Origin of the sequence: Streptomyces malaysiense, assembly GCF_000980885.2 — a bacterium.
GTDB classification, from domain to species: Bacteria; Actinomycetota; Actinomycetes; order Streptomycetales; family Streptomycetaceae; genus Streptomyces; species Streptomyces malaysiense.
Map to the genome: position 1 here is coordinate 54,948 of NZ_LBDA02000056.1, position 15,985 is coordinate 70,932.

At 73.9% G+C, this 15,985-nt stretch carries 10 protein-coding genes; 7 read left to right on the plus strand and 3 right to left on the minus strand.

All coding sequences use genetic code 11. The features are described 5' to 3' along the window. Positions 1-294: 294 nt before the first annotated feature. The gene (locus VT52_RS23760; RefSeq protein WP_046422855.1) at positions 295-1,443 is read right to left on the minus strand and encodes a uroporphyrinogen-III synthase; all 1,149 of its coding nucleotides are present in this window, start codon (positions 1,441-1,443) and stop codon (positions 295-297) included. Positions 1,444-1,633: 190 nt separating this feature from the next. On the opposite strand from VT52_RS23760, the gene VT52_RS23765 reads away from it, so the two are divergent. From VT52_RS23765 to VT52_RS23785, 5 genes are read left to right on the plus strand one after another with little or no spacing between them, the layout of a single operon-like run. Continuing rightward, complete coding sequence (locus VT52_RS23765; RefSeq protein WP_071387635.1) at positions 1,634-3,736, plus strand: molybdopterin oxidoreductase family protein; 2,103 nt, start codon at positions 1,634-1,636, stop codon at positions 3,734-3,736. Next, positions 3,733-4,950: an NAD(P)/FAD-dependent oxidoreductase gene (locus VT52_RS23770; RefSeq protein WP_079175218.1), complete on the plus strand. Its 1,218-nt coding sequence runs from the start codon at positions 3,733-3,735 to the stop codon at positions 4,948-4,950. Before VT52_RS23765 ends, VT52_RS23770 begins: the two co-directional genes overlap by 4 nt. Beyond that, positions 4,950-7,478, plus strand: a complete 2,529-nt coding sequence (gene nirB, locus VT52_RS23775) for a nitrite reductase large subunit NirB (protein ID WP_046422859.1) — start codon at positions 4,950-4,952, stop codon at positions 7,476-7,478. Before VT52_RS23770 ends, nirB begins: the two co-directional genes overlap by 1 nt. Further along, positions 7,478-7,840 (plus strand): nitrite reductase small subunit NirD, encoded by a 363-nt coding sequence (gene nirD / locus VT52_RS23780; protein WP_046422862.1) that lies wholly within the window; start codon positions 7,478-7,480, stop codon positions 7,838-7,840. The genes nirB and nirD overlap by 1 nt, the downstream gene beginning before the upstream one ends. Positions 7,841-7,890: 50 nt before the next feature. Beyond that, positions 7,891-9,444: an MFS transporter gene (locus VT52_RS23785; RefSeq protein WP_079175219.1), complete on the plus strand. Its 1,554-nt coding sequence runs from the start codon at positions 7,891-7,893 to the stop codon at positions 9,442-9,444. A gap of 49 nt (positions 9,445-9,493) precedes the next feature. Here the strand turns inward: VT52_RS23785 and VT52_RS23790 are convergent, their stop codons facing one another. Continuing rightward, the gene (locus VT52_RS23790; protein WP_046422864.1) at positions 9,494-10,981 is read right to left on the minus strand and encodes a M1 family metallopeptidase; all 1,488 of its coding nucleotides are present in this window, start codon (positions 10,979-10,981) and stop codon (positions 9,494-9,496) included. 241 nt (positions 10,982-11,222) lie between these two features. On the opposite strand from VT52_RS23790, the gene VT52_RS23795 reads away from it, so the two are divergent. Beyond that, positions 11,223-13,199, plus strand: coding sequence for a Xaa-Pro dipeptidyl-peptidase (locus tag VT52_RS23795; RefSeq protein ID WP_046422866.1), 1,977 nt, complete (start codon positions 11,223-11,225; stop codon positions 13,197-13,199). A gap of 11 nt (positions 13,200-13,210) precedes the next feature. On the opposite strand, the gene VT52_RS23800 is transcribed toward VT52_RS23795, so the two are convergent. After that, positions 13,211-14,128: an FAD-dependent oxidoreductase gene (locus VT52_RS23800; RefSeq protein ID WP_046422972.1), complete on the minus strand. Its 918-nt coding sequence runs from the start codon at positions 14,126-14,128 to the stop codon at positions 13,211-13,213. A 185-nt stretch (positions 14,129-14,313) separates the two neighbouring features. On the opposite strand from VT52_RS23800, the gene VT52_RS23805 reads away from it, so the two are divergent. Continuing rightward, a complete protein-coding gene (locus VT52_RS23805; protein ID WP_046422869.1) occupies positions 14,314-15,954 on the plus strand; it encodes an ABC-F family ATP-binding cassette domain-containing protein in 1,641 nt (546 codons plus the stop codon). The last annotated feature ends 31 nt before the right edge of the window (positions 15,955-15,985 follow it).

A 15,985-nucleotide genomic window follows, 5' to 3' on the forward strand; every position in this document is an offset into this window, starting at 1 on the left:
CGCCGGCTGACGTCCGCGGTGCCCGGACCGTCACCGCCGTCCGGCTCGCGGGGGCGCCCAGGCCCCCATCGCCAGTCGGCTCGTGCGGCGCTCAGGTCGTCACCGCCGTTCGGCTCGCGCGGTGTCCGGGCCGGCACCGCCGTTCCGCGCATGCGGTGCTCGGGGCGCCGGCGCCGTTCGGCCCGTGGGGTGTTCAGGTCCTTTCCGCCGTTCGCGCCGTGTCGTGCCCTGCTGTCATCGCCGGTGGGCTCGGGCGGCGCCCAGCCCATCACCGCGGCCCGGCTCGTACGGTGCTCAAGCCGCCACCGCCAACCGGTACCCCCGCTTGGACACCGTGCGCACCAGCCCCGAATGGGGTCCGAGGGCGGTGCGGAGGCGGGCGATCGCGGCCTCCACCGCGTGTTCGTCGGCACGGTCCGCGAGCCAGACGCGGCGCAGCAGCTCGGCGCGGCTGAGCACATGGCCCGGTCGGTCGGCGAGGGCCCGCAGCAGCGCGGCGAGCACCGGCGGCAGCGTGACCTGGGCGTCGTCGGTGAGCACCGCGCTCCCCTGGAGCACCACCAGCCGCCCCTCGTACTCCAGTTCCCGGCGCATCCTGGCCGGCAGCGCCTCGGCGAGCGTGCGCACCAGCGCCCCGAGCCGGCCGCGCTCCGGGCACACCGGCTCGATGCCGAGTTCGAGCAGCGGCCGCGCGCACACCGGCCCCACGCACACCGCGAGTACGTCGCGGCCGAGGGCGGCGAGCACCTCGGCGCGCCGGTCGAAGCCGTCCGCGCAGGCCAGCAGCGCCTCGATGGCCTGCGCGCTGGTGAAGGACAGAGCATGCAGCTCACGCCGGACGGTCAGTTCGACGAGGCGGCGCACCGCCTCCGGGTCGTCCGGCGGGCCCCAGCGGTAGACCGGCACCTCGATCACCTCGGCGCCGCGTTCGCGCAGCGCGGCGGCGAAGCCGTCCAGCGGCACTCCGTGCTCCTGCACGGCGATCCGGCGGCCGTCGAGCGGCCGGGCGAGCAGCCAGGTGAGCAGCTCGTCATTGGCCTCGGAACGCGGCGAGAACGCCTCGTCCAGACCGCTCGCCCGCACCGCGCCGGTGGCCTTGGGTCCGCGGGTGAGCACCACCGCCGCCCGGCAGGCGGCGGCCAGCCGCCCGCCGGTGCCCCAGTCGTCGGCGGCGCTCATCCAGCAGCGCCAGCCCACGCCGGTGGTGGCGATGACGTAGTCGAGCGGCCCGGCGAGGCAGCGTTCGGTGGCCTCCCGCAGCGCGGTGTCGTCGCCGAGCGGCACGATGCGCATCAGCGGCGCCTCGACCACCCGTGCGCCGCGCCGCTCCAGCAGCGCGGTGAGCTCCTCGCGGCGGCGCGTGGCGGTCACTCCGACCGCGAATCCGGTCAGCGGACCGGCTCGCCGCGCCGCCGTGGTGCCTGTGTGGATGCCCGTTGCCATGCCCCTCAAGGTCAGCCCGACGCGTTGCGGGCCGGTTGCCCGCGCGTCACGGCGGCGTAAGCGGTCGGCCCCCCGCGTTACGGAAGATGTCGGGGACGTCACCCCGTACCACCGGCGGTGTGAGGGGGCCGTGCCGTGGGCGCAACACGGGCGACCCGGTGGCGAAACGCGCGCCGGTGACGCTCACGGCATGACGACGACCACCATCACGGCCGTGGACACCCACTGCCCGTACTGCGCGTTGCAGTGCGGCATGCGGCTGGTGCCCGCGGACGGTCCGGACGGCGCGCCGGTCCAGGTGCTGGAGCGGCCGGGGTTCCCGGTCAACCGGGGTGCGCTGTGCGGCAAGGGGCGTACCGCGGCCGGGCCGCTCGCACCCGGCGCGCGGCTGACGGCGCCACTGGTGCGGGACGCCGGCACTTTGCGCGAGGCGTCCTGGGAAGAGGCGCTCGACCGGGTGGCCGCGGGGCTCGCGGACGCCGGGCGGCGGCACGGCCGGGACGCGGTCGGGGTGTTCGGCGGGGGCGGGCTCACCAATGAGAAGGCGTATCTGCTGGGCAAGTTCGCCCGGGTGGTGCTGCGCACCGCGAACATCGACTACAACGGCCGTTTCTGCATGTCCTCGGCGGCCGCGGCACTCAAGGCCGCCTTCGGTCTGGACCGCGGACTGCCGTTCCCGCTCGCCGACGTGGCCCGTGCCGAGTGCGTGCTGCTGGTCGGCGGCAACCCGGCCGAGACGATGCCGCCGGCGGTCCGCCATCTGCGCGAGCTCCGGGAGAACGGCGGTCGGCTGATCGTCGTCGACCCGCGCCGCACCCGCACCGCCGAGCTCGCCGATCTGCATGTGCGGCCGGTGCCCGGCACCGATCTGGCCCTCGCGCTGGGCCTGTTGCACCTGGTGATCGCCGACGGGCTGCTCGACGAGGCGTTCATCGCCGCCCGCACCACCGGGTTCGAGCAGGTGAGGGCGGCCGCCATGGCGCACTGGCCGGAGCGGGTCGAGCGGCTGACCGGCGTCCCGGTGCCGGTGCTGCGCGAGGTGGCCGGCCGGTTCGCGCGGGCGAGCACCGGCATCGTACTCACCGCGCGCGGGGCCGAGCAGCACAGCAAGGGCACCGACACCGTGGCCGCCTGGATCGATCTGTGCCTGGCCACCGGCAAGGCGGGCCGCCCCGGTTCCGGCCTCGGCTGCCTCACCGGGCAGGGCAACGGTCAGGGAGGGCGCGAACACGGCCAGAAATCCGACCAGTTGCCCGGCTACCGGTCCCTCACCGACCCCGCCGCCCGCGCCCATGTCGCCGCCGTGTGGGGCGTCGACCCGGACACCCTGCCCGGACCCGGCCGCTCGGCCTACGAGTTGCTCGACGGACTCGGGCAGCCCGACGGGGTGCGCGCCCTGCTGCTGATGGGCTCCAACCCGGTGGTCTCGGCGCCACACGCGGCCCATGTCACCGCCCGGCTGAAGGAGCTGGACTTCCTCGCCGTCAGCGATGTGGTGCTCTCGGAGACCGCCGAGCTGGCCGACGTCGTCCTGCCGGTCGCCCAGTGGGCGGAGGAGACCGGCACGGTGACCAACCTGGAGGGCCGCGTGCTGCTGCGCGAGGCGGCGCTCGCCCCGCCCGAGGGCGTGCGCACCGACCTGTACGTGCTGCGCGAACTGGCCGCCCGGCTCGGCGTGCGGCGCGGATTCTCCGAGGATCCGCGGGAGGTATTCGAGGAGTTGCGCGCGGCTTCGGCGGGCGGCCCCGCCGACTACGCGGGCATCACCTACGAGCGGGTCCGCGCCGAGGACGGCGTCTTCTGGCCCTGCCCGGCCGAGGACCACCCAGGCACGCCCCGGCCGTTCCTCGACCGCTTCGCCACACCGGACGGACGGGCCCGGTTCGCGGCCGTCTCGCACCGGCCGGCCGCGGAGCAACCGGACGCGGACTATCCGCTGTGGCTGACGACCGGCCGGGTGCTCGCCCAGTACCAGAGCGGCGCCCAGACCCGGCGGGTGCCGGAGCTGGCGCGGGCCGCCCCCGGGCCGTTCGTGGAGCTGCACCCCCGCCTCGCCGAGCGGCTCGGTGTCGTGGACGGCGACCGGCTCACCCTGACCACCCGCCGGGGCCGCGCCACCGCACCGGCGCGCATCACTGCGGGCATCCGCCCCGACACCGTCTTCATGCCCTTCCACTGGCCGGGGCTCGGCCGCGCCAACTCCCTCACCCACCCCGCCCTCGACCCGGTCTCGCGAATGCCGGAGTTCAAGGTGTGCGCGGTCAGGGTCGAACGCGCGGGGGACGACCGGTGAGCGGGCGGATCGCCGTCGTGGGCGCCGGGATGGCGGCGGCCCGTCTGGCGCAGCAACTCGTCGAGCGGGGGCGGGGGGACGACGTCACGCTGTACGGTGCCGAGCCGCACCGCCCGTACAACCGCACACTCCTCGCCGATGTGCTCACCGGCCGCCTCGACGCCGCCGCCGTCGGGCTGCCGTGCGGCGCGCCGCAGACCGCCGTGCGCACCGGGTGCGAGGTCGTCGCGGTGGACGTCCGGTCCCGCACGCTGACGCCGGCGGGCGGCGAGGAGAGCGGCTACGACGAGCTGGTGCTCGCGACCGGGGCGAACCCGGTGCTGCCGCCGGTCCGGGGACTGCGCACCGCCGACGGCGGGCTGAAGGCCGGGGTCCACGCCTTCCGGAGCCTCGCCGACTGCGCGCGGCTCGCCGAGGACGCGACGCGGGCCACCCGCGCGGTGGTGATCGGTGGCGGGGTGCTCGGGGTGAGCGCCGCACGGGCGCTCGCCGCGGTCGGCCTGCCCACCGAGATCGTCCACCAGGGACCCTACTTGATCGAACGCCACCTCGATGAGGGAGCGGGCGACGCGCTGCGCGGAGCCCTCGAAGAACTGGGCGTGCACACCTACCCCGGAAACCGCGCCCGCGCCCTCGACGGCGACCCTCGGGTCACCGGCGTCCGCCTCGCCACCGGCTACCTGCTCGACGCCGATCTGGTGGTCCTCGCCTGCGGGGCACGCCCCCGCACCGGGCTCGCCCGCGCCGCCGGGATCGCGGTGCGCAACGGTGTCGTGGTGGACGACCGGCTCGCCGCCTCCGCCCCGCACGTCTTCGCGATCGGCGACTGCGCCGAGCACGCCGGCATCACGTACGGCCTCGCCGGTCCCGCCTGGGACCAGGCCGACGTCCTCGCCGCGCGGCTCTGCGGCACCGCTCCGAAGACCGTCTACCGCGGATCGCGGCCGCTGGTCCGGCTGACCGCGGGCCCGCTGGAGTACGCGGCGTTCGGCGAGACCGGCGAGACGGACGGCACCGATGTGCTGCGCATCGCCGATGCCACCCGGGGGCCGTACGGCTCGTACAAGAAGCTCGTGCTGCGCGGCGACCGGCTCGTCGGCGGCATCCTCCTCGGCGACCTCGCGACGGTCGGCGACCTCACCCACGCCTACGAGCGCGACGAAGCGCTCCCCGGCGACCCGCTCCACCTGCTCACCACCGAAGGAGCCGCCTGATGCACACCCCGACCGCACCCCGGCGCGATCTGGTCCTCGTCGGCCACGGCATGGTCGGCCAGCGCTTCCTGGAGGCGTTCCACGAACGACCCCGCCCCGGCTGGCGGGTGACCGTCCTCGCCGAGGAGCCCCGCCCCGCCTACGATCGGGTCCACCTCACCTCATGGTTCTCCGGCACGACGGAAGACGAACTGTCCCTGTGCGCAACGGAGTTCATCGCCGAGCACGGCATCGAGCTGCGCCTCGGCGAGCCGGCCGCCGCCATCGACCGCGAGCGCCGGACGCTCACCACGGCGGCCGGGCGCACCCTTCGCTACGACGCCCTCGTGCTCGCCACCGGCTCCTACCCCTTCGTACCGCCGGTGCCCGGCCACGACCTCGGCGGCTGCCATGTCTACCGCACCCTGGACGACCTCGCCGCGATCAAGGCGGGGGCGGCTCGGGCGCGCACCGGCGCGGTGGTCGGTGGCGGGCTGCTCGGCCTGGAAGCGGCCGGCGCGCTGCGCGCGTCGGGGCTGCACACCCATGTCGTCGAGTTCGCGCCGCGGTTGATGGCGCTCCAGGTCGACGAGGCCGGCGGGCTGCTGCTGCGCCGCAAGATCGAGGAGCTGGGCGTCACCGTCCATACCGGCGCCGGCACGGAGGCGATCTCCGCGGGACCCGACGGCCGGGTGCGGTCCATGCTCCTGTCCGACGGCACCGAACTCGATGTCGACCTGGTCGTCTTCTCCGCCGGCGTGCGCCCGCGCGACCAGCTCGCGCGGGCGTGCGGCCTGCCGGTCGGCGCCCGCGGCGGCATCGTCGTGGACGCCTCCTGCCGCACCGCCGACCCGCACATCTGGGCCATCGGCGAATGCGCCCAGGCCGCCGACGGCCGGGTCTACGGACTGGTCGCCCCCGGCTACGCCATGGCCGAGACCGCCGCCCGGCAACTTATCGCAGAAGAAGGAGAGTTCAAGGGAGCTGACACCTCGACCAAGCTCAAGCTGCTCGGCGTCGACGTCGCCAGCTTCGGTGACGCGCACGGCACCACCGAGGGCGCCCTCGACGTGGTGTACGCCGACAGCCGTGCCGGGGTCTACAAGAAGCTGGTCGTCGGCGCCGACGGCCGGCTCCTCGGCGGCGTCCTCGTCGGGGACACCGACGACTACGCCACCCTGCGCCCGCTGCTCACCGGTGCCCCGCTCGCCGTACCGCCCGAGCGGCTGCTGCTGCCGGACCGGGCCGGCGCGGGCCCGGCCCCGCTGCCCGACGAGGCGATCGTCTGTTCCTGCCACAACGTCAGCAAGGCCGCCGTCCGCCGGGCGGTCGCCGACGGCAACACCTCGGTGCCCGAGGTGAAGCGGTGCACCAAGGCCGGTACCGGCTGCGGCAGTTGCGAGAAGCTGCTCGGCACCCTCGTCGCCGACGAACTGGCCGACCGGGGCGTCGCCGCCCCGCGCGGTCTGTGTGAGCACTTCACGCACACCCGCGCCGAACTGTACGAGATCATCCGGGTCAAGGGGATCACCGGCTTCTCCCGGCTGATCGACGAGCACGGCAGCGGCGAGGGCTGCCAGATCTGCAAGCCGGCGGTCGCCTCGATCCTCGCCGGCCTCGCGAACGGCCACATCCTCGACGGCGAACAGGCCGCGCTCCAGGACACCAACGACCACTTCCTCGCCAACATCCAGCGCGGCGGCTCGTATTCGGTGGTCCCGCGCATCCCCGGCGGCGAGATCACCCCCGACGGGCTGATCACCATCGGTGAGATCGCCCGCGACTTCGGCCTCTACACCAAGATCACCGGCGGTCAGCGCATCGACATGTTCGGCGCCCGCGTCGACGACCTGCCGCGTATCTGGCGCCGCCTGGTCGACGCGGGCTTCGAGTCGGGCCACGCCTACGGCAAGGCGCTGCGCACCGTGAAGTCGTGCGTGGGGGAGACCTGGTGCCGCTACGGCGTGCAGGACTCCGTCGGCCTCGCCGTCGAACTGGAGCTGCGCTACCGCGGCCTGCGCTCCCCGCACAAGATCAAGGCGGCCGTCTCCGGCTGCGCCCGCGAGTGCGCCGAGGCGCGGAGCAAGGACTTCGGGGTGATCGCCACCGCCGAGGGCTGGAACCTCTACGTCGGCGGCAACGGCGGCATGACCCCGCGGCACGCCGCCCTGATCGCCGCCGATCTGGACCGCGCCACGCTGATCCGCACCATCGACCGCTTCCTGATGTTCTACATCCGCACCGCCGACCGGCTGGAGCGCACCGCCCCCTGGGTGGCGCGGCTCGACGGCGGCCTGGACCATCTGCGGGACGTCATCATGAACGACTCCCTCGGCATCTGCGACGAGCTGGACGAACTGATGTGCCGCCATACGGCCGCATACGAGGACGAATGGGCCGCCACCCTCGCCGACCCCGGACGGCTGCGCCGCTTCGTCTCGTTCGTCAACGCACCCGGCGTCCCCGATCCCGCCGTGCGCTTCACCCCCGAGCGTGGCCAGATCCGCCCGGTCCGCGTCGCCGGACCGCGCCGGGAGGTGCGCGCCTGATGCCCGCCGACGAGATCCAGCTCGCCCACGAGGGCGTGTGGCACACCGTCTGCCGGTACGACGATCTGCTCCCCGGCCGGGGCGTGGCCGTACTCCTGCACGGTGAACAGGTCGCGCTCTTCCGGGACCGCCGGGGCGGCCTCTACGCCGTCCAGAACTACGACCCCTTCAGCGACGCCCACGTCATCTCCCGCGGCATCACCGGCAGTCGCGGCGACGTACCGGTGGTCTTCTCGCCGATGTACAAACAGGCGTTCGACCTGCGCACCGGCGCGTGCCTGGACGAGGAATCCGCCCCCGACGACACCTCGGTGAGGCTGCTGGTCTGGCCGGTGCGGCCGGCCCCGTCCGCGTCCCGCTGACCTCTCGCCCCGCACGGCGAACGCCCTCCACCATCCCCGCGGGAGCCACCATGCCCTCGTCCCCTTTGCCCCCTCCCACCTTCTCCTTCGGCGTCGCGTTCCGCCGGCTCGGTGCGCTGGCGTCCCTGCGCGGCCGTCACCGGGTCCTGCACCTGACCACGCTGGCCTTCTTCCTCACCTTCCTCGTCTGGTTCGACATGGCGCCGTTCGCCCGGCAGATCGGCGCCGAACTCCACCTGTCCAAGGGACAGTCGCTCACCCTCTCGTTGTGCAACCTGGCGCTCACCGTCCCCGCGCGGATCGGTGTGGGCATGCTCCTGGACCGCTTCGGCCCACGTCTGGTGTTCGCCTCCATCCTGATCTTCTCGGTCCTCCCCAACACGCTCTTCGCGACCGCGTCGAGCTTCCCGGTCCTGGTCGTCGGCCGACTGCTGCTCGGCGTGGTCGGCGCCGGGTTCGTGGTCGGCATCCGGATGGTCGCCGAGTGGTTCTCGCGCGAGGAGATCGGCACGGCCGAGGGCTTCTACGGCGGCTGGGGCAACTTCGGCTCGGCCGCGGCCTCCCTGGTGCTGCCCGGCCTCTCCGTCGCCCTCGCCGGTCATGTCGGCGGCTGGCGCTGGGCCACCGGACTCGTCGGCGTGCTCTGCGCGCTCTACGGCGTCGTCTATCTCTTCGCCGTGCGCGACACCCCCGAGGGCTCCGCGTACCAGCGACCGCGCCGGCAAGGCGCCCTGGAGGTCACCAGCCGTGGGGCGGTGTTCGGGCTGCTCGCGGTGCAACTGCCGCCGATCGCCGCCCTCGGTCTCGTCGCGTTCCGCGTGTACGGCGCCGGAGTGATCCCCCGATCCGGTTTCGCGGCCGTCGTGCTCGTGCTCGTGGCCGGCTACGCGGCGCAGGCGGTGCGCACCCTTTCGGTGAACCGCCCGGCGCTCGCCGACGCCCATCCGCCCGCCGAGCGCTACCCCTTCCGGCTGGTGGCGCTGCTGTCGCTGGCGTACTTCGTGACGTTCGGCACCGAGCTGGCGGTGGTATCCCTCCTGCCCGCCTACTTCGCCGACACCTTCGGCCTCGGCGTCACGGCCGCGGCCGCCGCGGGCAGCGCCTTCGCCTGCACCAACCTGATCACGCGCCCCGCGGGCGGGCTGCTGTCCGACGCGCTTCCCCGGCGGCGGACGGCCCTGCGGATCCTGCTCGCCGGCGCCGTGGCCGTCTTCCTCGTACTCTCCCGGATGACCGGCGGCTGGGGACTGTGGTCGGGCGTCGCGCTGGTCGCGCTGGCCTCCGTCTTCATCCAGGGCGGCAACGGCGCGGTCTACGCGATGGTTCCGCTGGTCAACCGGCGCTCCGGCGGCCAGATCGCCGGCCTGACGGGTGCCTACGGCAACGTCGGCGGCATCGTCTTCACCTCCGTTCTCGTCTTCGACGGCGGCGACGTACACCTCCTGTTCCTCGTCATCGCGGTGTGCGCGGCGGCCATGGCCCTGCTGACCCTGTGGCTGCCGGAGCCGCAGGGAGCGACGGGCGGTACGGCCGCACCGCCCGGCGGTCCACGAACAGCGGTCCCGCCCGCCACGCCCGCCCGCCCCACCACGCGAACGCGATGAGCCGGGAGGGCATCGCCCCCGGGCGGCCGAGCCGCCCCGGTGTGAAAGGTCAGCGGTTGTGCCCGTCGTGCGCGGCCTCGATGTTCTTCCAGGACTTCGGCCGCGGAACGGACGTACCGGCGGCCGCGAACCCGCGCGCCGCCGATGCCGTCGGCTTCGCCGGCCGGTACAGCCAGGTGTCGAAGAGCCCGGCGAGGGGTTTGCCGGAGATCCGTTCCGCGTACGCCTCGAAGTCGGCCACGGACGCGTTGCCGTAGGCGTGCGCCTTCGGCCAGCCCTTCAGGATGCGGAAGAAGGCGTGGTCGCCCACCGCCTCGCGCAGCGCCTGGATCGCGGCGGCGCCCCGGTCGTAGACGGCGTCGTCGAACTGGTCGTCCGGACCGGGGTCGCCGGGCTCGACCTTCCAGAACGGGTCGTCGGCCGGGTGCGAGGAGTACACCTGGCCGGCGAGCTGCCGGGTCGTGCCCTGGCCCTCGTGCTCGGACCACAGCCACTGCGCGTACGTCGCGAAGCCCTCGTTGAGCCAGATGTCCTTCCAGCCCTTCAGCGACACGTCGTCGCCGTACCACTGGTGGGCCAGCTCGTGCACGACCACCGAGGGATTGGCGCCCTTCGCGAACTGCTTGGGGCTGTAGTAGACGCGGGTCTGGGTCTCCAGTGCGTACCCGGTGGTCGTGTTCGGGATGTATCCACCCGCCGTGGCGAACGGATACGGCCCGAAATAATTGCTCAGCCAGTCGACGATCTCCCCGGTGCGCTCCACGCTCGCCCGCGCCGCCGCGTCATCGGCGCCCAGGTCCTCGCTGTACGCGTTGATCACCGGCACCCCGCGCCCGGACCGGCTCGTGGTGATGTCGAACCTGCCGATCGCGAGCGTGGCCAGGTACGTCGCCTGCGGCCTGTCCTGCCGCCAGGAGTAGCTGGTCCAGCCCCGCTTCGTCGAGGTCGAGCGCAGCGCGCCGTTGGAGATCGCCCGGGTGCCCTCGGGTACCGTGACCGAGACGTCGTACGTCGCCTTGTCGCTCGGGTGGTCGTTACTCGGGAACCACCACCACGCCGACTCGGGCTCGTCCGCCGCGACCGCGCCGTCCGGTGTGCGGTGCCAGGTGGTGAAGCCGTACGCGCTCTTCGTCGACGGCACCCCGCTGTAGCGGACCATCACCGTGATCGGCGTGCCCTTCGCCAGCGGCTTCTTCGGCGTGATCACCAGTTCGTGCTGCTCGGCGTGGGTGAATGACGCCTTGACGCCGTTGACCCGCACCTCGCTCACGTCCAGCAGGAAGTCCAGGTCGAAGCTGGACAGGTCCTGCGTGGTCCGCGCGCTGATCGTCGCGGTGCCCCGCAACTCGTCCGTCCTCGGCTGGTAGCGCAGCCGCAGACCGTAGTGCGAGACGTCGTAACCGCCGTTGCCGTAGTACGGGTAGTAGGGGTCGCCGATGCCCGGCGCGCCGGGGGAGTAGCTCGCGGCCGATGCCGGGATCGCCAGCAGGAGGGAGGCCGCCGCCAGTGCGCCCGGCGCGATGATTCTGCGGTGCACGTCAGCTCCAAGTCGTCGGGACTGCGGGTCTGTTCACCGGACCCCGTGCGAAGCACCCTGTCCGAAGCACTCGTTCGGAGTACCCCGCCCGGAGATCTCTGTCCGGAGCCTATTCACCCCCTGTGCCCCTTGCCCTGTCCATGACCCCCGCTGTCACACGATCGCCATTCGGCCGCAATGAGCCACCCGGCTGCCGTAACGCACTCTTCTGTACGGCAGTTGACGGGACTATCGTCCGCGCATGCCGAAGAGCACACCTGTCCGAGCGCCCCTGCGCACGCGCCTCAGCCTCTGGAGAGCGCTCGCGGCGGCGGCCGCCGCCGCCCTGCCGGCCGCCTTCCTCACCCCGGCCGCCGCCCAGGCCGCTCCGCCCCGGGAGAGCACCCCCGTCTACTCCTACGCCCACGCCGTCCGCGAGTCCGTGTGGGTGGACACCGGCCTCGACGAGGACGGCGACGGCAGGCACGACCGCGTCGCCGCCGACATCGTCCGCCCCGCCGAACCGGCCCGCGAGGGCCGCAAGGTGCCGGTCGTCATGGACGCCAGCCCGTACTACTCCTGCTGCGGGCGCGGCAACGAGAACCAGGTCAAGACCTACGACGCGAGCGGCCGCGTCGTCCGGATGCCGCTGTTCTACGACAACTACTTCGTGCCCCGCGGCTACGCCTTCGTCGGCGTCGACCTCGCCGGCACCGGCCGGTCCGACGGCTGCGTCGACGTCGGCGGCCGCTCCGACGTGCAGTCCGCGAAGGCCGTGATCGACTGGCTCAACGGCCGCGCCACCGCCTACACGAGCCGCACCGGGACACACACCGTCAAGGCCACCTGGACCAACGGCAGAACCGGCATGATCGGCAAGAGCTGGGACGGCACCGTCGCCAACGGCGTCGCCGCCACCGGCGTCAAGGGCCTGCGGACCATCGTGCCGATCAGCGCCATCTCCTCCTGGTACGACTACTACTTCGCCCAGGGCGCCCCGCTCTACGACGGCGGCCCGGCAGACCTCGCCGGATACGTCGAGAGCGACGCGGCCGCGGCCCACTGCGCCGCCGAGCAGAGGAAACTCGCCGACGGCAGCCCGCGCAGCGGCGACTGGACCCCGCTGTGGACCGAGCGGGACTACGTCAAGGACGCGGCCAAGGTGCGCGCCAGCGTGTTCGTGGCGCAGGGCATGCAGGACCTCAACGTCCGCACCAAGCACTTCGGCCAGTGGTGGGACGCCCTCGCCAGGAACGGTGTCGAGCGCAAGCTGTGGCTGTCCCAGACCGGCCATGTCGACCCCTTCGACTACCGGCGCGGCGCCTGGGTCGACACCCTGCACCGCTGGTTCGACCACGAACTCCTCGGCTACGACAACGGCATCGACCGCGAGCCGACGGCCGACGTCGAGCGCCACCCCGGCCAGTGGGTCACCTCCGCCACCTGGCCGCCCGCCGGCACCCGCGCCACCACCCTGTACCCGGCCCCCGGCACCGAGCCCGGCGTCGGCACGCTCGGCCTGCGCCGCGCCACCGGCACCGAGACCTTCACCGACGACCCGAAGCTCGGCGAGACCGACTGGGCGGGCCGGCTGACCACGTCCACACCGGAGAAGACCGGTTTCCTCACCGCGCCCCTCACCCATGACCTGCGGCTGTCCGGCATGTCACGGGTGACGGTCACCGCGACCCCCACCACCGCCTCGGCCCGTCTCTCCGCCGTGCTCGTCGACGTCGGCCCGGACACCATCCGCGACTACTCCGACGCCGCCGAGGGCATCACCACGCTGAAGAACCGCACCTGCTGGGGCGCGAGCACGGCCGGCGACAGCGCCTGCTACCTGGAGACCGCCGCGAAGACGGCCGAGGTCGACTACACCGTCTTCAGCCGCGGCTGGGCCGATCTCGGCCACTACGCCTCCCTCGCCAAGGGCGTCCCCCTCACCCCGGGCAGGTCCTACACGATGACCCTCACCCTGGCCGCCACCGACCACGTCGTCCCCAGGGGCCACCGCCTCGCCCTGATCGTCGCGGGCACGGACCGCGACCTCATCGACCCGCCGTCCACGAAGCCGGCGGTGACGGTCCGGCTGGGCGGCACCTCGGCCCGGTTGCCGCTGGTGGGCGGTGTCCGGGCCTTCACCCGCGCGACGTCCGGTACGACGGCGGAGTCCCCGGCACCGCGAACGCCGAAGGGCCTGCGCGCACCGCGTACGGACAGCCACCTTCCGGCGGGCTGACCGCGGCGGGTTCAGGCGGCCGGGTCCGGCACCAGCCCGGCCGCCTCCCGGGCACACCCCCAGGCCACCGTCACCCCGGCACCGCCGTGGCCGTACGAGTGCACCACCGTCCGTCCGCCGGGCAGCACCTCCCGCTCCAGCCGCACCGCGTCCCGGTACGGCCGCAGCCCCACCTTGTGGGCCAGCACCCGCGCCCCCGCGATCTCCGACCGCACCCGCGCGCACCGGGCGACGATCTCCGCGGCCGTGTCCGGGTCCGGCTCCAGCGACCAGTCGTCCTCCTGCGCCGTGCCGCCGAGGATCAGCCCGTACGGCTGCGGGATGAAGTACGCGGCGACCGGCGAGGAATGGTCGACGGACGTGTAGTACGTGTCGATCCCGGGATTCTCCACCAGCACCAACTGCCCCCGCACCGGGCGTACCGTGTCGTCCCCGGCCAGCGAACGCGCCCCGAGCCCCGCGCAGTTGACCACCACCTCCGCCGGCACCTCGGCGAGATCGGCCACCTCGCGCAGCACCACCGCGCCGCCGGCCCGCATCAGCCGCTCCCGCAGCCACGCCAGATGCGCCGGCATGTCGATCACCGGCAGCCGCGCCGCCAGCCCGTCCGGCACCGTGCGCAGCCCCGGCACCCGGGCCGCCCAGTCGCCCAGCTCGTCCGGGCGCGCCCCCTGGTGGAGGCCGTCGACCAGTCGCACGCCCGTCCGCTCGGGGGCCGCCGCCAGTTCCCCGTAGACGGCGAGGCTCTCCAGCGCCCAGGCGCCGACGAGCCGCTCCGGTTCGATGCGGTACGGCCACCACAGGCCCCCGGCGACCGCCGACGTGGTCTCCTCGGCGGGTTCCCGCGTCCATACGCTCACCCGGCGCCCGGCCTCGGCCAGCACCACGGCGGTGGTGAGCCCGACGACCCCGCCGCCGACCACGATCACTTCGCCGCCCGTCCCGCGGCGCACGCCGCCCACGCTGTCCACGTGTGGACCATAGGCCCTGCTCCGCCGTCCCCGGCAGAGCCCGGCGCGCACCGGCCGGCGTGGGGATGCTCACAGCCGGCCGGCACGGGCGCCATCCGGGCTGACCAGCGCCGGGCGGCGGGCCCACTAGGATCGGCGTCCTGATGACTGCCACCCTCGTCGCCAAGAACCTCGCCGCCGGGCACGGCGACCGCTCGCTCTTCTCCGGGCTCGACCTCGTCGTGGCGCCCGGCGACGTGATCGGGCTGGTCGGCGCCAACGGCGCGGGCAAGTCCACCCTGCTGCGGATGCTCGCCGGAGTGCTCGCGCCCGAGCGGGGCGAACTGCGCCTGTCCCCGCCCACCGCCACCGTCGGCCACCTGCCGCAGGAGCCCGAGCGCCGGCCGGGGGAGACCGTGGGGGAGTTCCTGGCCCGCCGCACCGGCGTGGCCGAGGCGCAGCGGCTCATGGACGAGGCCACCCAGGCGCTGGTCGACGGCGCGCCGGGCGCGGACGACGCCTACGCGGTGAGCCTGGAGCGCTGGCTCGGCCTCGGCGGCGCCGACCTGGACGAGCGCGCGGCGGAGGTGGCCGACTCCCTCGGCCTCGCCGTCGGTCTCGGCCGCCCGATGACCTCTCTCTCCGGCGGCCAGGCGGCCCGCGCCGGACTCGCCTCCCTGCTGCTCTCCCGCTACGACGTCTTCCTCCTGGACGAGCCCACCAACGACCTCGACCTGGACGGACTGGACCGCCTGGAGCGGTTCGTCACCGGGCTGCGCGCCGGCACCGTCGTCGTCAGCCACGACCGCGAGTTCCTCACCCGCACGGTCACCAAGGTCCTCGAACTCGACCTGGCCCAGGGGCGGATCAACCTCTACGGCGGCGGCTACGAGGCATATCTGGAGGAGCGTGAGACGGGCCGGCGGCACGCCCGCGAGGAGTACGAGGAGTTCGCCGACAAGAAGGCCGCCCTCCAGGACCGGGCGCAGACGCAGCGGTCCTGGATGGACAAGGGCGTCAAGAACGCCCGCCGCAAGGCGGGTGGCGACAACGACAAGATCGGCCGCAAGTTCCGCAGCGAGGCCAGTGAGAAGCAGGCCGCCAAGGCCCGGCAGACACAGCGCATGATCGAGCGTCTGGAGGTGGTCGAGGAGCCGCGCAAGGAGTGGGAGCTGCGCATGGAGATCGCGTCCGCCCCGCGCTCCGGCGCGGTGGTGGCGACGCTGCGGGACGCCGAGGTCCGGCGCGGCGACTTCGCCTTCGGACCGGTGAGCCTCCAGATCGACTGGGCCGACCGGATCGCGGTCACCGGAGCCAACGGCGCGGGCAAGTCGACCCTGCTGGCCGCCCTGCTCGGCCGGGTCCCGCTGGACGCCGGGCACGCGGCCCTCGGCTCGGGCGTGCTCGTCGGCGAGGTCGACCAGGCCCGGGGCCTGTTCCACGGTCCCGAGACGCTGCTGGACGCCTTCTGCGCGGCCGTCCCCGACACCGAGCCGGTGGAGGTCCGTACCCTGCTCGCCAAGTTCGGCCTGAAGCCGGTCCATGTGCTGCGCCCGGCCGCGACCCTCTCCCCGGGCGAACGCACCCGCGCCGCCCTCGCCCTGCTCCAGGGCCGGGGCGTCAACCTGCTCGTCCTGGACGAGCCCACCAACCACCTCGACCTGCCCGCCATCGAGCAGCTGGAGTCCGCCCTGGACGCCTACACCGGCACCCTCCTGCTGGTCACCCACGACCGCCGCATGCTGGACGCGGTCCGGGTGAGCAGGCGCTGGGAGGTCGCGGCGGGCAAGGTGACCGAGCACTGACGGGGCCGGGCCCCGGGGGTACGGCGTCCCC